This is a genomic window from Caulobacter sp. SRI_014 (assembly GCF_057586315.1).
On record NZ_JBYCZQ010000002.1, the window covers coordinates 298,774 to 315,995 of the forward strand.

A 17,222-nucleotide genomic window follows, 5' to 3' on the forward strand; every position below is an offset into this window, starting at 1 on the left:
CATTGACTCCCGGTGATCAGGGCTGGCGTCAGGCTCTGGAGCCTGGAGTTGCCGACCTTGTGGAGTTCTTCGCCCTGGAGCGATCTGTGGTGACCTACGACAGCTGCGAGGGGCACGCTTACCCCCATGCCATTAGCTCTCCAGGACTACGGAGAGTGGGGTTGCTGCCCCGTACCGATACAGATTGGAGCCTGGTCGCGAGCCTCGCGAGTTATGTCTCAACGCTCTCTACATCTGAACTCGCCAATTTGCCCGTCGAGCCCTCCTTGGTTAGAACCCATCTATTTTCGGAGGCTCAGCCTGACCAGTCTTGGGAGGTAGTCGACCTCGGCCTAGCACCACGCCGAGCGGCCTCATGGGAAGAATACTTCCTGCATCTTGATGCAGCGACCGAGATCCTCGTTCGAGGTATCCGCTCTATCCATTTCCCCTAGCCAGCTACGAGGCTGAAATCCAAGTGTCCTGCTCGCCGAAGGGCCATTCTAAGAACCTCAGAGTTACTGCGATCCCAAGAAATGGTGTATCCGGGCCCTTCCCAACGGTCACCATTGCGTGACGTCAATGCGTCCCGATGTGCTCCCCGCCAGAGAACAAGTTGGTCGTCGATGACTTCGATTGTAATGGGAGCCAATGCTTCATCTGACACATATTGGCCTTCCCTGAAGGGAGCTTCGATATCCTGCTTTGTATGCACGTTCAGTCGTAATTGTTCAGGAGTGGATTTTCTTAGAAAGCCGTCAAGGCTCTCTTCAATAAGCCTGTTCCACTCGTAGAGTGAATTCTTAACTGAGCTTATTCTACCAAGTGTTGCTATGGTTGATACAAATTCGGCAGCTCTGACGCCTGCATTGTTAGAGAGAGCGACGATTTGAATTTCACCTGCGAGCGAGAGCAGTTGAGAGGAGTATCCTTGGTCGTCTCCTGCATGACCCAAAACAATCTCACCGCCACTTTTCATTTCGACCAATCCGCAAGCGTATCTGCCTGTCTGGGCGGCGGGCCAACCACCCATACTGGTAGCTTCGACCTGGCTTAGCGGGACGCTGGGAGCGTTTGCGAACCGCTTGCCTCGAGCCTGGCCCCAGCGCAGCAGGTCGCGGGCCGTGCTCCACAGCCCGCTTGGTCCAACCGAGGGATGCGACCTAAACGCACGACTTATAGGGTGGCTGCTTGCATCGTAGCTCTCGGCCCGGTTCTGGATCACGTCGTCAGGGCTGGTCATGAATTGGGTGTGGTTGAGTCCTTCGTCATCCAAAACAAACGTGCGACAAAGTTCCGAAAGAGGCTGAGAAAAGACGTCCTCAATCACAGCCGCAGCAACGAGATAGTTGATGTTGGCGTAGGAGAAAGCGCTGCCGGAACCGAACATCAGCCTCGATTGCCGCCCGATTGCTTCAAGGTGATCGGATCGCGAGAGGTGGTCGTGCTCTCGGATGCCCGCCAGCGCGAACAAGGGTTCGGTCTCTCGCAGACCGCTTGCGTGGTTCAAGAGATGGTGAAGCTCCATCTCGCCAAGAAGGTCGAGACCCAGTTTGCTCCCAACAATATGGGAAAGGCTAAGTCTATGTCTGGCGGCAGCTTCCAAGGCTGTCGCACCCAAAAACTGCTTGGCTATCGAGCCGACCATGAAGGAAGTGTCGGGGTCATTCGGCCGTTGATGTTCCACCGAACTGTAACCACGACACACGAACGTCTGCTCATTACCCACCTGTACACCGACAACGACACCTGGTCCGGGATGGGAGCCGCCGGTCTCAGGCATAATGTCTCGGCCAGTTCGCCTCATGGTGCACCGCCTCAATCAGCGATGCTATATCTGGGCTGACCAGTTCCAAGGCTCGCGAAACATCCGGTGCGACCGTCGCAAGCCTCTGCGCCTCGCGCTCGTAGATGCTCTGGAGGAACGCCTTTCCCGGTGCACCGGGGTTCTGGCGAATAATTTCGCGGGCAAGAATCGCGACGCAAGAAAACGCAAAAACCGCATGGATGAAGCCAAAGGCCTCCCTCGGAGCATCTTTCCAAGGTGAATCGAACCGTTGTCGCGTGCGCTTAGGAAATCCCACCGCCCGGAACGCATCGTTGAGCCAAAGATGTGCCGCTTCATGGACGATCTCGACAGCAAGAGCATCCGGATATTCGGTAAAGTCAGTGTAGATGGTTCCCGGCAGGGCCGTCGTTGTCCAGCTATTTGATTGACCTAGCAATTCGCGGTGCCGGACAAATATCAGAAGCCCGACAGCTTCGAGAAGGGGACGAAATCCGATGTTTATCGCATGGAGGCAAGCGTCAGCCGCCAGTGCTACTTGCGAGTTGGTAGGGCTTTGGGTTGTCTCTGTTCCAATGAGATATGCGGGTGTCTCGCCAATTCGATAGGCCAGACAATCAAGCATTGCCAAAGATAGCCCGATGGGTGGATCGGAGCAGGTGAGCGTCCAATTCGGAAGAGGTTTTTCTGGCGCGACTATCGCTCGCCAGCGTTCAGCGTTCTCACTTCCTGCGTACCACCGTGCCGATTGAAACCGATGCTCCAAAAGCGCCCTTGCAATAGTGGGGGGAGACGATTCTTCGACGAAGCAGGCGCTGGATCGTTGTGGCCCAGCGTCTCCATACTCGAGCAAAGCGAACCGGACTTCGGAGAACCGCTTGGCTCGCAGTTCCTCCAGGCCCGCGACTCGTGTGAAAGCGGCCAATCCATCAAGGACGGGACGGGCGCTCCCACACTCGCCGGCCTGCATCTTATTCGCTGGCTTCTTCAGCTTCTACGTCAGCGGGGACGAAAACGCTGGAGGTGTGAGCCGTGGACCGAACCGGACCGCTGGCGCGGTCGAGCTTCCGAGTTTTGGCGAGGAATGCCGCGAACGCTTGGGTTCCGCGGCGCTCTGGGTTATTGCGTTTGGGGGTATCCATGACTGCTCCTTGAGTGATTGTGCCAGATCAAGAGACGCAACTGAGTCATCGACCAATTAGCTGAAAACACACAGCTATCCTGTGTCGCTGCTTAAGCGGGTAGCGACATTTACGTCGCGTAGATCGTAGGATGGTCGATCAAATCACAACCTGTGCAGTTCGTCCAGCAAGGACAATGTGCCCCACCTTCACTTCGCTCGATCTCATGAATCTCCCCAATAGGGAGTGCTATACGAGGCTCATGATGGAAAGTGCGCCAAGCTAGGCGTTCAGCGCTCGAACGCTCGCGCCCAGATCAGCGGTGCCTCGGGGCAGAACCCTAACCGTGCAGGTCAGTGCGTGGCGACGCCACTCAACGCTGACGCCACGCGGACGGCAACCTCATTGATGTCGTCGATAGTGGAGAACCGGCCCAGGGAAAACCTGAAACATTCGGCGGCTTGCTCTGCTGTCATTCCGAGCGCCAGGGAGACGTAGGAGGGTCCAATGATCCCTGAGATGCAGGCCGATCCGCTCGACACGGCCACATGGGGCTGCAAGCGGAGTATGAGATCGCTCGCCGACACTGCCGGCAGGTGAACATGCAGGCATCCCGGATGGCGGGGTGTCGTCTCGCAAGTTACAGCGAGCCCAGGGATGATCGCCCTGAGGCGATCTCTCAGCTCATCTCGAAGGGCGGCCACCCGTTGGCGCTCTGCGCGGCCCTCCGCTGAGATCAGCCGACACGCTTCACCTAGGCCGACACACAACGGGACCGGCAACGTTCCCGGTCGCAACCCTTGCTCCTGTCCGCCGCCGTGCATTAGGGGTTGAGGACGCCAGGGAGCATCGAGCCCAACAAGCAGGGCCCCGACCCCGCCGGGGCCGTAAATCTTGTGGCCCGATAGGCTCACAGAATCGGCGGACCACTCGCCTACATCGATCTCTTGAGCGGCGAGGGCTTGTGTCGCATCGACGTGAAAGAAAGCACCGATGCTGCGAACGAGGGAGCCTATTGCCGGGATGGCTTGGATCGTGCCGATCTCATTGCTCACGGCCATGATGGAGACCACGGCAACGTCGTCGCCAAGGAAGTCCGTCAATCGCTCGGGATCTACGACGCCATCCGGCGTAACCGGCACGACTTCGACCTGAAATCCCAACCGTTCGGCAGCGTAGGCAGCGCCTGATACGGACTTGTGCTCGATCGACGAGATCAGGACTCGCCGACGCGATGCCGGCGCGCCCAAGGCCGCGCCCAAGATCGCGATGTTGTTCGCTTCGGTAGCGCCCGAGGTGAACGTGATCTCCTCGCTCAGGGCCTTCAGAGCATCTGCCACCAACTGCCGCGCATGCCCGACCTTCGCGGCTGCGGCCCACCCAAAGGCGTGCTCCTCCGAGCTTGCGTTCCCGGGAGCATCGTATGCCTCGGCCATGACAAGGCGGACCCGTGGATCGAGCGGTGTAGACGCCTGATAGTCGAGGTAGACCCCGCCCTTCGACATTCCGACTCCGACGCACTGGCGACCGCCCCCAGGAGGTTGACATAGCCCGGTCAACGGAGTCTTTTCAACTGGCAGCAACGTCCAGTGAGTAGGAATGGCCCGGAGTCTTCTTGATAATTCGGAGAGCCGCCTGCAGTTCGCGGGCCACGAAACATTTCCGCTGCGCTACGGCTGGCTAAAGAAGGCGTATGACGCCGTAAGAAACGATAAAGAAACCGACGTTCAGAACGGCTCGGTCTTCAATGATGATGCAGCCATCGCCCTCTTTGGGGTGGGCCGCAACATGGTCATTTCGATGAAGCATTGGGCTATCGCTACCGATGTGCTTGCCGCCGAGGACCGTCCGGGAGAACGAGCGGCGCGAATTACGACTGGGCGACTGGGCGACCTCCTGTTTGGCGATTCGCTTGACCCCTATCTTGAGCACCCCGGCTCTCTTTGGCTCTTGCACTGGATGCTGGCCGGAAAGCCTGGCCGGGCCACAGTGTGGCATTGGGCATTCAACGAATTTCACGAGCCGACATTTGATCGCGAGTTAATGCGCCGGCGATTGCAGCGGCGTTGCGATGAGTTGAGTGAAGCCGGTCGACTGGGGAAGGACCGGACGATCAGCGACATCACGATCCGGCGTGATGTTGAGTGCTTGGTGCGGACCTACTTTGCCCTCGTTGGCGGCGCGCGGCGCGCGCCCGAGGACAGCATCGAGTCCCCCCTGGCGGAACTCGGGCTGATCCAGAAGGCTGGCGTCGGCGAACTGTTCCGTTTCCGGCGCGGCCCGAAGTCGTCCCTCCCCGATGAGGTGTTTCTGTTCGCCCTGGTGGACTTCTGGCGGACGTACTATCCCGGCCGCCGGTCCTTTTCTGTAGACTTTTTGACCTTCGAACGAGGATCGCCAGGCCAAGTCTTTCTCCTGGACGAGGAGGCCGTTGCCGAGCGGCTTGTGCGGCTTGACGCCCTCACGGACGGTGCCCTCCGTTGGGACGAGTCGTCGGGTATGCGGCAGCTTTACGCCCACAACCTCGATGTCATCGACGAATGGGCGAACCTGCGGGCCATGTTCAAACGCGACCTAAGATCGGTCGCGGCATGACCAAACTGCTTAGCGAGTCCGTTCGGGTTGCTCGGCGCTTCACGCGCTCGATCCGAGTTGATACAGACTTAGGCGACCCCTCCGCGCTTGAGGGCTACATTTGCTCTCAATCGGCAGCGGATGCCCTCCTTGTCATGGGCCGCCACCGCGAGGTGACGTCGCACGGAGCCTTCACGTGGACAGGGCCCTATGGAAGCGGCAAGTCCAGTTTGGCCGTAGCACTAGCGGCCCTGCTGGCCGGGCCAACGAAGGGTGCATCAAGGCTCTTCGCTGACGCGAACCCTGCGGACGCTGCCGAAATTATTCGGCTCTTCCGCCCCACCGCAAAGGCCTGGTCTATCGTGCCGATCGTTGGTCAGCGGGCCGATGCCGCGACTGTTATCAAATCCGCGATTGAGGACTCGCTCGCTGGCGAACGACTTCCGCGCCGGAAGCCAAACGAGAGCTTCGGGGCATGGGTCGGCCGTGCGGCAAATGAAGTCCACTCCGAAGGCATTGTCCTGCTCATCGATGAGATGGGGAAATTCCTAGAACACTCCGCTACCGACGGCGGCGACGTGCACGTATTCCAGGAGCTTGCCGAGGTCGCCGCACGCTCGCACGGCCGGCTCATTGTGATCGGGATACTGCACCAGGCCTTCGACGAGTATGCCCATCGCATGTCACGCGAGGGGCGCGACGAGTGGTTGAAGGTTCATGGCCGATTTCTCGACATTTCGATCAGCCTTGCGGGCGAAGAGCAGATCGAACTCATTTCGCGCGCCATCGAATCTAAGGCGAAACCCTCACTACCGACTTCCGCTGCGCGCGTGGTCGCAAAGACCATGCGCGGTGCCCGCAACGGCCCCCTAGATCCCTTGGTGGATCGTCTAACCGCCTGTTGGCCTCTTCATCCCGTTGTCGCTGCATTGTTGGGGCCTATTTCTCGACGAAGGTTCGGGCAAAGCCAGCGGAGCATTTTCGGCTTCCTCACCTCGGCAGAGCCGTTCGGTTTCCAGGAATACCTCGGCACGACTCCGCACAATGGCCCGCTTTTTTCGCCGGAGCTGCTTTGGGACTATCTGCGCTCAAACCTTGAGCCGGCCATTCTCGCTTCACCGGATGGACACCGTTGGTCCACAGCCGTTGACGCCATTGAGCGGTGTGAGGCTCGTGGCGGAAGCCAGGATCACCTCCGCGTCCTCAAGGCCGTGGCGCTACTCGACCTCTTCAAGGACCGCTCTGGCCTGTTGCCCACGCCTGAGATTGCGGCCTCCGTTGCAGAGGTTGACCAGGCGACCTTCGATAGCCTTATCGAAGACCTCCTGAGTTGGTCGGTCATCGTGTTTCGGAAGCACGCCGACGCGTTCGCGATCTACGCCGGCAGTGACTTCGACATCGAACAAGCAGTCGAGCAAGCCCGTCAGGCCGGGGTCACCGTTGACTATCGCCAGTTGGCGCGTCAGGCCGCCTTGCAGCCGGTCTTGGCCAAGCGGCACTACGAGACGACGGGCGCGCTCAGATGGTTCGAAATCGATCTCGCCACCTTGCACGAAGCCGAAGAACGAGTGCGGGCGTACCGACCCGCGACCGGAGCAGCTGGCCTCTTTCTGTTGCTCGTCAGCGCCAATGGCGAATCCCAGGCCGAAGCACGGAAGACCATCAAAGCGGTTTCGGAATTGGCCGGAGAACGTTTGGTTGTTGTGGGCTGGACCCGAGACAGCTTCCGGCTTCGCGACATGGCGAGCGAGTTAACAGCGTTGGAGTATGTCCGGGCAAATCGCCCGGAACTCGAAGGCGACGCCATCGCTAGACGGGAAATCGACGCCAGGATTTCACGGCTCTCCGCAGATCTGGAAGATCGCTTGAGTGAGGCGATTGACGTTGTGGACTGGCGGTTGCCGACTGGGGCCAATCTGAGCACCCAGTCCAACCTGACAGGCCCGGCCGCGCTAAGCATCCTAGCATCGCGGCTGGCTGACTGGCGGTATCCAGAAACGCCGCACCTGAGAAACGAACTCGTCAATCGTACTCGGCCATCGTCCAACGCGACGGCAGCGACTCGAATGCTCTTGAAAGCGATGGTCGAAAGGACCGGCGAGCCTCGCCTAGCGATGCAGGGTTACCCTCCGGAAGCTGGCCTATTCGCCAGCCTGATCGAGGCCACCGACCTATACGTGGCCGATGCTGAAGGCACGTACCGCTTCAGAAGCCCTCGGGAGGGCGACGACCACCGCCTTGATGCCGTCTGGCGGGCTGGCGAAACTCTTCTCAAGGATTCTGCCGCCGGCTCCTCGCTCTCAGAACTCTTTGAACTTTGGCGTGCACCACCGTTTGGTGTGCGCGATGGCCTCCTCAGCATCCTCGCCGTGGCGTTCCTTTTGACCCGCGTCGAGCGGGCGGCGATCTACCTTGAAGGAGTCTTTCGACCCCAGTTGGACAGCTTCCTCATTGACCGGCTGCTCCAGGACCCTGATGCGATCCGGGTGCGACTCGTCGAGTTGTCTGACCTCGACGCAAATCTGATTTCGGAACTGGCGAGGCGGCTCACGACTGAGAAGGCCAGCGTTGCTCCGTCTGCACTTGATGTCGCGAGGGCTCTCGTCGCCGACGTTCGCGCGCTCCCCTTGTGGACGACGCGAACCGGGTCTCTTTCGAAGGCCGCTACCGCGCTACGAAACCTGGGCCAAAGCTCACACGATCCGAACCAACTTCTGTTCGAAGACCTCCCGCGGGCCATAGGTGACGAGGGGAGCAATCAGGGGGCGCTGTTAGCGAAGGCCGTTGATACGGCTCGACGAGAACTCAAGGACGCCTATCCAAAGATGCTGGCCGACCTGGCTGCCACCCTGATGAAGGAACTTCGCTTTAAGGGGGCCGCCACAGGCGACTATGGACCGTTGCACCGGCGCGCTGCCAATGTCCGTGGCCTCACAGGGAATTACCGGCTCGATGCGCTCGCCATCCGCCTGTCGACGTTTGAGGGCGACATGGAGGAGATCGAGGGCATCGCGAGCCTCGCGGCCAACAAGCCTTCACGAGATTGGGTGGACCGGGACGTTGACGCTGCCAGCATTGAACTCGCAGCTCTCGCTCAACAGTTCTTGCGCGCGGAAGGCTTTGGACACCTCAAAGGCCGGACCGACGAGCGGGTGACAATGGTGGTGTATATGAGCGACCCATCCTACCCGGAGCCGGTGACGTCAGAGATCGAGCTCAACCCAATTGAACGCCAGGGAGCCGACGACCTATGCCGTAAACTAGCCGCACTCCTGAAAAGCGAGGGCGTCGCATCGAATGTCGCGCTTGGAGCCGTTGCGAAGCTCGGACTGTCCTTGAACATGGAACAGGCAGACGAGAAGTCCGAAAGGGCTCGCGCCTAGATGATCGAAAAGCACGTCCTCGGCATCTCCGGCGGCCGCGATAGCGCGGCTCTCGCGGTCTACATGCGCCAGCACCATCCCGACCTGGAGATCGACTACTTCTTCACTGACACTGGCAAGGAGCTGCCCGAGGTCTACGAATTTCTCGGACGGTTGGAGGGGTTCCTAGGGAAGCAAATCCTCCGGCTCAACCCTGATCGTGACTTCGATTTCTGGCTCCGGGAATACAAAAATTTCCTGCCCTCGCCCCAGACGCGTTGGTGTACGCGCCAACTCAAGATCAAGCCCTTCGAGGATTGGGTACGGCCCTTCGTCAAAGCCGGGGAAATCGTGAACAGCTATGTCGCGATCCGAGCGGATGAGGACTACCGGGAAGGCTATGTGTCAGGCCAGGACAACCTGCGCATCCACCTTCCGTTCCGGGCAAGCGGGATCGACAAAGCGGGCGTCACTGAAATTCTGGAAGCCGCCGGCGTAGGCCTTCCGGACTACTATCGTTGGAGGTCGCGGAGCGGCTGCACGTTCTGCTTCTATCAACAGAAAATCGAGTGGGCGCGGCTCTTGGAGGAGCATCCCGAAGCCTTTGAAGAAGCGAGACGCTACGAGAAGAATGCCCTCGAACACGGCTCGCCGTTTTCTTGGAACCAGGGCGAGACGCTCGACGAACTCTCCAGGCCCGAACGGCTTGAGCAAATCCGCTCTGATCACGAAAGGCGCGTCGCGCGCCTTAGGGCGCGCCGGCCGGTGAACGCACTGTTCGATGATGCCCCTATCGACCTGGATGAGGTCTACGGCCAAGGGAAGATGTGCGTCACCTGCCACAAGTGAGGCAGCTTCAGATCACGTGCTCAAGATCGTAAGCGACCAGCACGGGACGCAGAATGTCATACGCATCCAGCCGGTTTTCGGCCAAGGTCGAGAATTCCGCTACGCGCCGAAGCTCCGAGGCGATGAGCTTGCGGGCCGCGCCAGATGTGTCGGCCGCGCCCTCTGGCAGCACCACGACGAAATCGTAAATGGTAGCGATGGTCTTGCCGGGCGAACGGCGAAGAATTCGTCCGCGACGCTGGATGAACTGCCGGGGGTCGCGGGAACTGGCCAAGATGTATGCAGTGCTACAGGCAGGCACATCGATGCCTTCGTCGAGGCACTTGATCGCCACTAGGCCGTCGATGATCCCGATCCGAAACGCCTGAAGGATGTTCTCTCGCTCTCGACGCCCCTCCCGAGCCGTGAACCGGGATACCCGCCAACCCAGGTCATCGAGTAGGCGGCTGACCACTTCGATTTGTCTGGACGGTAGCGCCTCGTCCGCATCGTCAACGTCATCCTCCTCGGCCCCTTCGTCACCGTAACTGACGCGTCCGTCGCCGCAGTAGTAGAGGGTGTGGTTCTCTGGGCGCTTGCCCGTCAGCGCGGCTTCCAGCGCGGGCAGCTTATTCACCGCAGAACCGACGATCCGAGACCGCTTCATTAGCAGGGCTGTGAGACCGATGCTTGGCTTGCCGGCTTCCAGGCCTTGATCGCGTGCGAACTGCCGGGCGATCTCGTCCGAAAGCGAGACGAATTCTTCGGCCTCAGTGACCGTAAGTTCGACCAGCCGAGGATAGTAGTTGTAGGGCGTCAGGACTTTGTCTTCGATCGCCTGCTTCAGCGTGTAGCTGAAAACGATGTCCCCGTAGTAGGCCTTCAGGCGGGCATTGCGCTCTTCATCAAGGTAGTGCTCGGGCGTGGCCGAGAGGCCGATCCGGTACCGGGCATTTTGAGGCAGGGCGGGAGCGAAAGACTCGGAACCGTGGTGGTGGCACTCGTCCCCAATCCATAGGAACTGCGCCGAAGGAATCCGAGCAATCGCGTCCTGGAACTCCGGCGTCTTGAGCGTGCGATTGACGACCACGATTGCTTCAAACGGGGTTGAGCCGGTTTGAACGTCCAGAATCTTGCGCTGGAGAGTGTCGTACCAGTTCGCCTTGGAGACGTAGCATTGAAGCGCACGGATATTGAACGTCTCGAGGATTTCGCACCATTGGTCGGCGAGGCTCTGGTACGGGGCCGCGATCACGACCGTCAGCCCCTTAATAGCGGCCGCCATTTGAACCATGGCGTAGACGGCAGTGATCGTCTTGCCCGCTCCGGTGGCGAGATCGAATATCCCGTGGAAATCGCCCTTCACCTGCCAGGCTGTAAGCGCCTCGCGTTGGTGGTCGCGAATTTCGAACGGGAAGCCATTGATCGTTTCCGGCACTTCGGGACCGCGCCGCCGACTTGTCGCGTCGGCCTCATCCTCGGCGTCTCGGATGCGTGCCGCGATATCGGCCTCGCGCTCGGGATCAGGTGGATGGTCCATACTGGCCGATGCTTCGAGTAGGCGATCCCGCAAAGCCGTCGGCATATCCAGAACTACCGTGCCTCGGCTCTTGTTCGCCCAGAGCCGTTCGAAGCTCGCGCGATGTGGTCCGTGGTACTCAGCAAGCTCCTCCCGCCACGCAGGAAAGACGTCGATGGACTCGTAATTCATCGTGGGAAGCAGGGCCGCCGCGCTCTCATTGGCGGACCCTGCGAACACGACGGCATCGCCGTCGGCGTCAGTGATGATGCCTACCTTGTCGTGGTACATTCCGCGGGCACGCAGAGCGACCCGGATTTCCAGCCGGCCTTGGCCGACGAGCCAGGCCAGCGCCTTGAATCGCTCTTGGAACAGTTCGTCGTCGGCCTCATCCAGTTGAGCCAAGAATTCGACACCCAGCCGGTCGGATACCTCCTTCTGCCGGAGCCCTTCTCTGACCGCTTCGATGTCCGATTGGTCTGAAAAGGCACCGACGATCAGGCGGATCTTGCCCCCGCCCTGAATGAACACCGAGAGAGCTTGCGCCGCGTGGCTGAGGGTCGATGCGGAAAAGAACCCAACGGCACGATCATAGCGCGCTGCGACGGATAAGGCCGGGAAGTAGAAATCCTGCAGGATGTTATCCTGGTCGGACTTGTAGACGCCCTTGAGCTGCAGTCTTCGGAGCATCAGAATTTGATCGCGGCCAAGTCCGGATCGGCCTGCGGCGGCGGCAGGTATTTTCGCTCTTTGAGCAGCGCCATCAATGCGCGGTCAGGGTATTCGCCACCGTTACGCCGCAGGAAATCTCCGATCAGCGCGAGGCCGCCGTTGGCGTACTCCTCGAAAATCACAGCGCAGCGTGATTCCTCACCCTCGCGCAGGACTTCGGTGTCCTGAGTCTCGGCAACCGCGATAGTCCAGAGCAGGTCTTCCGCTCCAGGGTCTCGCTCAAATTGTTGGTACGAGATGTCCTCGACACCTTTCGAGCGATCCAACGGGACACGACGCTGTTCCGAAAATCCGAGGAGCGCCGCGAAGCAGAGAAGTTCGCGGATGGTCGGGAAGAGCTTCCTATCAGACCCAGGGACGTTTTGAGCACAGAGGCGCTGCACCAGCTCTTCGTGGACGCGGCTTCGATTTATGTTGGGGGCGCGGTCAGCCATCAGTGGGTCACCCGGGCGAACGAACTACCGTCATACTCTTGGTCGAACAGCACGGTTTCCCGATCCTTGCCGTTGAACTGTCGTACTTCCGGAGTCCGGGAGCCGCGCGCATCCTTGTTATGGCGGACAAGGACATACTCTTCGCCAATGCGATCACGCAGTGCCTCAAGCACACCGCCGCCAGCCTGCGAATCCGAGACCATCAGCACGACCTGCCCCGCCAATTCGGGCACGTATTGAGCGGTTGCCCGCCGATACTCGCCGTCGAGCTGTCCAAAGGGCGAATCGAGGACGAGCGGAGCAACGGTCCCCCGGAGCAACCTGTAGTCTTCAGCGTTCTTACGCAACTTCGCGAATTCGACCAACGCTGCCGTGAAGGCAAGCCCCAGCAACTGGTTCTCACCGCTGGATTTCGGGAGTTGCGTGCCGGCGTCGTTGACGAGGCTGATGCTGTAGTCTTCGGTCATCTGAAGGCGCAGCGTCTTCTTGGTCGTCCGGTCCAGAATGGTCGTGATTGATTTTCGCAGGACCGCGCGCGCTGATTTTTCCTCTGCGACCAGTTCGTTTTCGAGGCGCCCTTTGAGGGTTTCGCAGAGCGAGTAACGCCCCATGAACACCTTCGAACCTGCGTCTTCTTCGGCCAGCTTGCGCAGATCGCGCTCGGCAGTGGCCTTGTCGGACTCGGCTGTCTGAATACGCCCGCCGAGATCACCAATGGCCGTGCGCTTCTTGTTGGCTTCAGCACGCAACTCGTTGCGTCGGGCCTCCCGCGTCGCGATCTCGTCGAGGTTGATGCCAGCCAACTTTTCCGAAATCTCGTGCAAATCGGCTTCGAGTCGGGAGATGTCTTGGCGAGCATCCGCTAGTCGTGAGTTGGCCGCCTCAAGGCGAGCGGGTGCTTTCGACCTCTCCTGCCGGAGTTGCGACAGCTGGGCGCGGACCTTCCCAACCCGACTGCGCATGGTCGCGTTTGCAGCTTTTTGAAGGAGGGCCTTAACCGCATCGTAGGCGGCGGTGCCGGCCTTCAGGTCGGCTCCGCAGACGCACTTCTCCATCTCCAACAGGTCAGTGACGAATTCCTCGTTATAGGGCGAGGGCAGCTTGCCCTTGGTGTCCTGTTGATTGAGGTGGTCCATCGCGAGTTCGGTTATCCGCGTCGAAACCAGATACCGGCCGTTGTCGCCGAGCCACCGCAGAAGCTCGTCCTGTGCCTGAGCGGCGCGTTGGCGCGCCCTCGTCAGTTCGGCAGTTGCTCGGTCGCGACTGGATTGCAGTTCGCGCGCAGCCGTCGAGTTCCGCAGCTTCGCGTCGATGTCCGCTATCTGCTGCTCAATTCGCTCAATGTCGCCCAGCAAGGCGTCCCGTGCCTCAATCGCCGCCGCGATTTGAGAGGTTTGGCTGTCGATGCTGGCGCTTAGGCTGTCCATGTTCGCTGATGCCCTCGTGGTTGGCATCTGCCTCCGGTAATATGTCGCGGTCTCGGACAGGTCGCTGATCGCAGTCTTGATCAGCGAACATCCAAGAATGTCCTGAACGGCATTCCGGATGCTGCTGCGGTTGTCCTCCCCCAAGAACACCTCAGCGTGCTCCCCATCGAACAGGAAGTGCCCCGCCATTTCCCTGGGGATGACCGTGCTGATGAACGCATCGGGATTTGGAAGAGTCTCATGGTGACCGCCATCGACCCGCATGATCGTGAAGGCGCGGTCGTCAGTGCCTCGCTTCGTATAGCGCCGAGCCCGATAGCGGTTGTCGTTGTGTTCGAAGAGCACCTCGACATAAGCGTGCGTTCGTCCGGCCGCGATGGCGTCATAGTTGACTAGGTCATCGCGCTTCTCGAACTTCGCGGTGGTCTCGGCGTAGAAGCACCAAAGGAGCGCATTTAGCAGCGTCGTTTTCCCGACGCCGTTTTCGGCATGAATCAGCGTGACGTTCTTGTCCGGCTTCTGGGAAAACTCGATTGCGTGTTCGCCAAAGAAGCAGCGGAAGTCTTTCAGGGTGATCTGCTCGATCCACATATCAAGCGCCTGCCTTCGTGGTAGCGCGCTCGATTATGTCCCGCAGGCGTCTCTTGCGTTCGGTGTCCTTGCCCTTGTTCTCGGCTGAGAACTCGCGCTGTAACTCGACGATCTGTTCGATGATCCGGTTCTGAGCCTGATCCTCGCTTGATTCCGCTTCGCTCATTCGTCCACCCCCTCCTTTTGTCCCACCGTAAGCCGAGGAACGCGGAGGAGTCCACGGCTCAACTTTCACCTGCATCCTTGGCAGTGCGTCCCGTCAGGCGGCAAACCACGCGCTCCGTGAGAAACTGGTCGAGGGCGGGGAGAAACCGTGATTGTGGCTTCCAGGCTCCTGACTCCCATCGGCCGAACGTGCCTTCCTCCACCCCCACGGCAGCCGCAGCGCTCTTGATGGACAGTCCGCGCCTCCGGCGCTGGGCGCGCAGCTTTTCGCCTAAGGATGCCGGCTCAGGCCAAGGTTCATATCCGAGGTATCGAACGACGGCCGGATAGAGGCGATCCTCGGGCTCGGTACGTCCGTTCTCCCAGTTCCCAAGAGTCTCAACAACGACACCCAGGAGCGGCGCCGCATCTATCCTACGCAGCCGGAGCTCGCGGCGCCGCCGCCGCAGCTGCGCAGCTAGTGAGGCCCCTTGCAGGTTCGGGTCCTCGGGCTTGGCGGCTCGCAAGCAGACCGGCACGCCCCCTTGGCAAATAGGCAACGCGATCACACGGGTTCATGGCGGCGACCAGCTGGACGCGGGCCGGATAGCGGATGTGGAAGTTGGCGCGGGCGACCATGACCTCGCCGGTCTCCAGCGGCTGGCGCAAGCTGTCGAGCGCTTGGACCCCGAACTCGGGCAGTTCGTCCAGGAAGAGGACGCCGTTGTGGGCCAGGCTGACCTCGCCCGGCTTGGCCTTGATGCCGCCGCCGGTCAGGGCGGCCATGCTGGCGCTGTGGTGCGGGCTGCGGAAGGGCCGGTCGCGGGTCAGGGTCCCCTTGGCGATCAGGCCAGCCACCGAATGGACCATGCTGGTTTCGAGCAGTTCGGCGGCGGTCAGCGGCGGCAACAGCCCCGGCAGCCGCTGGGCCAGCATCGACTTGCCCGAACCCGGCGGGCCGACGAAGCAGAGGTTGTGGCCCCCGGCGGCGGCGATCTCGAGCGCCCGCTTGGCCTGTTCCTGACCCTTCACATCCCGCAGGTCGGGTCCGCCGCTGGACTGGATCACGTCGCCCGGGCGCGGCGCGGCCATGATCTGCGTGCCCCGGAAGTGGTTGATAAGGCCGATCAGGGAGCGCGGCGCCAGGATCCGGGTCTCGCCCGCCCAGGCCGCCTCCGGCCCGCAGGCCTCGGGGCAGATCAGGCCCAGGCCCATGGCGCCCACGGCGATGGCGGCCGGCAGCGCTCCGGCCACCGGCGAGATCGTCCCGTCCATCGACAGCTCGCCCATCGCCGCCCACCCCTCCAGGGCGTCCTGCGGGATGACGCCCATGGCCGCCAGCAGCGCCAGGGCGATCGGCAGATCGTAGTGACTGCCCTCCTTGGGCAGATCGGCGGGAGCCAGATTGGCGATCAGCCGGCGCGACGGCATGGAGAGCCCAAGGCCCGCGAATGCGCCGCGCACCCGCTCGCGGCTCTCGCCCACCGCCTTGTCGCCGAGCCCCACAACGACGAACGCCGTAAGCCCGCCGGTCAGCTGGACTTCGACATCGACCCGCCGGGCCTCGACCCCCTCAAAGGCGACGGTGACGACCTTGGCGACCATGTTCCACCCCGCCCGTGCTTTAAGTCGTTGAAGTTATGCCACTTATCCACAACTGCAGCACGAGATCGGGCTCAAAGCAAGAACAAATATAGAACCAGTCGAGAAGTTGAGCGCAAACAGTCACCTAGCTGTCACAAGCTGAGATGGGGGAACACCGGTGTCAATCGGGGGTCAGGCGCGGAGGGCCTCGATACGGTCCCACATGGCCGCCGTCACGTCCGGGCCGCCGAACCGCTTCAGCTGCTGGGCTCCGGTCGGGGAGGTGACGTTGATCTCGGTGAGGTAGTCGCCGATCACGTCGATGCCCACGAACAGCAGGCCGCGCTTCTTCAGGTCCGGGCCGATGATGGCGCAGAGTTCGCGGTCCCGCGCCGTCAGCTCGACCGCCTCGGCCCGGCCGCCGCGCGCCAGGTTGGAACGCACCTGGCCGTCGGCGGGGACGCGGTTGATCGCCCCGACCGGCTCGCCGTCAACCAGCAGGATGCGCTTGTCGCCCTTGCTGACGGCCGGGATGAAGGCCTGGGCGATGACCTGCTCGCGGCCGATCAGGGCGTGAAGTTCGAGCAGGGCGTCGAGGTTGGGGTCGCCCTTCTTCAGCCGCACCACGCCCGAGCCGCCGCCGCCATAGAGGGGCTTCAGCACGATATCGCCGTGGCGGGCCTGGAAGTCGTGGATGGCGTCGACGTCGCTGGTGATCAGGGTCGGCGGCTGCACCCCCGGGAAGGTGGTGACGTAGAGCTTCTCGGGCGCGTTGCGCACCTCGGTCGGGTTGTTGACCACCAGGGTCCTGGGATGGACGGCGTCGAGGAAATGGGTGGCGGTGATGTAGGCCATGTCGAAGGGCGGATCCTGGCGCATCAGGACGACATCGATGTCGCTCCCGAGGTCGAGCAGGACCGGCTCGCCGGCGGTGACGTGGTTGCCCTTCTCGCGGCGGATGGTCACCGGAATGGCGCGGGCGATGACCCGGCCCTCCTCCAGGGAGAGCTTGTCGGGGGTGTAGACCCACAGCCTGTGGCCGCGCGCCTGGGCGTTTTCCATCATCAGGAAGGTGGTGTCGGTATCGATGTTGATCCCGTGGACCGGGTCCATCTGGACGGCGACGCGCAAGGTCATGGGA

Annotated in this window: 12 protein-coding genes and 1 pseudogene; 3 read left to right on the top strand and 10 right to left on the bottom strand. The window is 61.2% G+C overall.

What is annotated here, in order from left to right; translation table 11 throughout:
- Positions 1–430 precede the first annotated feature (430 nt).
- The 3 genes from AC2YG9_RS06875 to AC2YG9_RS06885 form a co-directional block, all read right to left on the bottom strand.
- The gene (locus AC2YG9_RS06875) at positions 431–1,762 is read right to left on the bottom strand and encodes a serine hydrolase domain-containing protein (protein ID WP_487297210.1); all 1,332 of its coding nucleotides are present in this window, start codon (positions 1,760–1,762) and stop codon (positions 431–433) included.
- Positions 1,755–2,390, bottom strand: a complete 636-nt coding sequence (locus AC2YG9_RS06880) for an aKG-HExxH-type peptide beta-hydroxylase (protein WP_487297211.1) — start codon at positions 2,388–2,390, stop codon at positions 1,755–1,757. Before AC2YG9_RS06880 ends, AC2YG9_RS06875 begins: the two co-directional genes overlap by 8 nt.
- An 849-nt stretch (positions 2,391–3,239) precedes the next feature.
- Positions 3,240–4,391 (bottom strand): cysteine desulfurase family protein, encoded by a 1,152-nt coding sequence (locus AC2YG9_RS06885; RefSeq protein ID WP_487297212.1) that lies wholly within the window; start codon positions 4,389–4,391, stop codon positions 3,240–3,242.
- Positions 4,392–4,485: 94 nt separating this feature from the next.
- On the opposite strand from AC2YG9_RS06885, the gene AC2YG9_RS06890 reads away from it, so the two are divergent.
- Genes AC2YG9_RS06890 through AC2YG9_RS06900 form a run of 3 tightly spaced genes read left to right on the top strand, consistent with a single transcriptional unit; the run spans position 4,486 to position 9,671 of the window.
- Positions 4,486–5,481: a DUF4007 family protein gene (locus AC2YG9_RS06890; RefSeq protein WP_487297213.1), complete on the top strand. Its 996-nt coding sequence runs from the start codon at positions 4,486–4,488 to the stop codon at positions 5,479–5,481.
- Positions 5,478–8,843, top strand: a complete 3,366-nt coding sequence (locus tag AC2YG9_RS06895) for a hypothetical protein (RefSeq protein WP_487297214.1) — start codon at positions 5,478–5,480, stop codon at positions 8,841–8,843. Before AC2YG9_RS06890 ends, AC2YG9_RS06895 begins: the two co-directional genes overlap by 4 nt.
- Complete coding sequence (locus AC2YG9_RS06900; RefSeq protein ID WP_487297215.1) at positions 8,844–9,671, top strand: phosphoadenosine phosphosulfate reductase domain-containing protein; 828 nt, start codon at positions 8,844–8,846, stop codon at positions 9,669–9,671.
- A 7-nt stretch (positions 9,672–9,678) separates the two neighbouring features.
- Here AC2YG9_RS06900 and AC2YG9_RS06905 read toward each other — a convergent pair whose 3' ends face one another.
- The 7 genes and pseudogenes from AC2YG9_RS06905 to gshB all read right to left on the bottom strand — a co-directional run bounded on the left by AC2YG9_RS06905 (position 9,679) and on the right by gshB (position 17,218).
- Positions 9,679–11,859, bottom strand: coding sequence for a DEAD/DEAH box helicase family protein (locus AC2YG9_RS06905; RefSeq protein ID WP_487297216.1), 2,181 nt, complete (start codon positions 11,857–11,859; stop codon positions 9,679–9,681).
- Positions 11,859–12,335: a DNA phosphorothioation-associated protein 4 gene (locus tag AC2YG9_RS06910; protein WP_487297217.1), complete on the bottom strand. Its 477-nt coding sequence runs from the start codon at positions 12,333–12,335 to the stop codon at positions 11,859–11,861. Before AC2YG9_RS06910 ends, AC2YG9_RS06905 begins: the two co-directional genes overlap by 1 nt.
- Positions 12,335–14,353: an AAA family ATPase gene (locus AC2YG9_RS06915; RefSeq protein WP_487297218.1), complete on the bottom strand. Its 2,019-nt coding sequence runs from the start codon at positions 14,351–14,353 to the stop codon at positions 12,335–12,337. The genes AC2YG9_RS06910 and AC2YG9_RS06915 overlap by 1 nt, the downstream gene beginning before the upstream one ends.
- A gap of 1 nt (position 14,354) precedes the next feature.
- Positions 14,355–14,519, bottom strand: coding sequence for a hypothetical protein (locus AC2YG9_RS06920; RefSeq protein ID WP_487297219.1), 165 nt, complete (start codon positions 14,517–14,519; stop codon positions 14,355–14,357).
- A gap of 58 nt (positions 14,520–14,577) precedes the next feature.
- Entirely contained in the window at positions 14,578–15,066 is a 489-nt protein-coding gene (locus AC2YG9_RS06925) for a helix-turn-helix domain-containing protein (protein WP_487297220.1), read from the bottom strand.
- Positions 15,065–16,102, bottom strand: a pseudogene (locus AC2YG9_RS06930) (YifB family Mg chelatase-like AAA ATPase); the annotation flags it as partial. The gene AC2YG9_RS06925 and the pseudogene AC2YG9_RS06930, both read right to left, overlap by 2 nt.
- Positions 16,103–16,273: 171 nt before the next feature.
- On the bottom strand, positions 16,274–17,218 hold the full coding sequence (gene gshB, locus AC2YG9_RS06935) for a glutathione synthase (protein WP_487297221.1): 945 nt from the start codon (positions 17,216–17,218) through the stop codon (positions 16,274–16,276).
- Positions 17,219–17,222: the final 4 nt, after the last annotated feature.

Bases quoted from the DNA above. Each gene is read 5' to 3' on its own strand.
- AC2YG9_RS06920 (WP_487297219.1), bottom strand. From the start codon at position 14,519: ATGAGCGAAGCGGAATCAAGCGAGGATCAGGCTCAGAACCGGATCATC.
- AC2YG9_RS06900 (WP_487297215.1), top strand. From the start codon at position 8,844: ATGATCGAAAAGCACGTCCTCGGCATCTCCGGCGGCCGCGATAGCGCG.
- AC2YG9_RS06875 (WP_487297210.1), bottom strand. From the start codon at position 1,762: ATGCCTGAGACCGGCGGCTCCCATCCCGGACCAGGTGTCGTTGTCGGT.
- gshB (WP_487297221.1), bottom strand. From the start codon at position 17,218: ATGACCTTGCGCGTCGCCGTCCAGATGGACCCGGTCCACGGGATCAAC.
- AC2YG9_RS06915 (WP_487297218.1), bottom strand. From the start codon at position 14,353: ATGTGGATCGAGCAGATCACCCTGAAAGACTTCCGCTGCTTCTTTGGC.
- AC2YG9_RS06895 (WP_487297214.1), top strand. From the start codon at position 5,478: ATGACCAAACTGCTTAGCGAGTCCGTTCGGGTTGCTCGGCGCTTCACG.
- AC2YG9_RS06885 (WP_487297212.1), bottom strand. From the start codon at position 4,391: ATGTCGAAGGGCGGGGTCTACCTCGACTATCAGGCGTCTACACCGCTC.
- AC2YG9_RS06880 (WP_487297211.1), bottom strand. From the start codon at position 2,390: ATGCTTGATTGTCTGGCCTATCGAATTGGCGAGACACCCGCATATCTC.
- AC2YG9_RS06910 (WP_487297217.1), bottom strand. From the start codon at position 12,335: ATGGCTGACCGCGCCCCCAACATAAATCGAAGCCGCGTCCACGAAGAG.
- AC2YG9_RS06905 (WP_487297216.1), bottom strand. From the start codon at position 11,859: ATGCTCCGAAGACTGCAGCTCAAGGGCGTCTACAAGTCCGACCAGGAT.
- AC2YG9_RS06890 (WP_487297213.1), top strand. From the start codon at position 4,486: ATGGCCCGGAGTCTTCTTGATAATTCGGAGAGCCGCCTGCAGTTCGCG.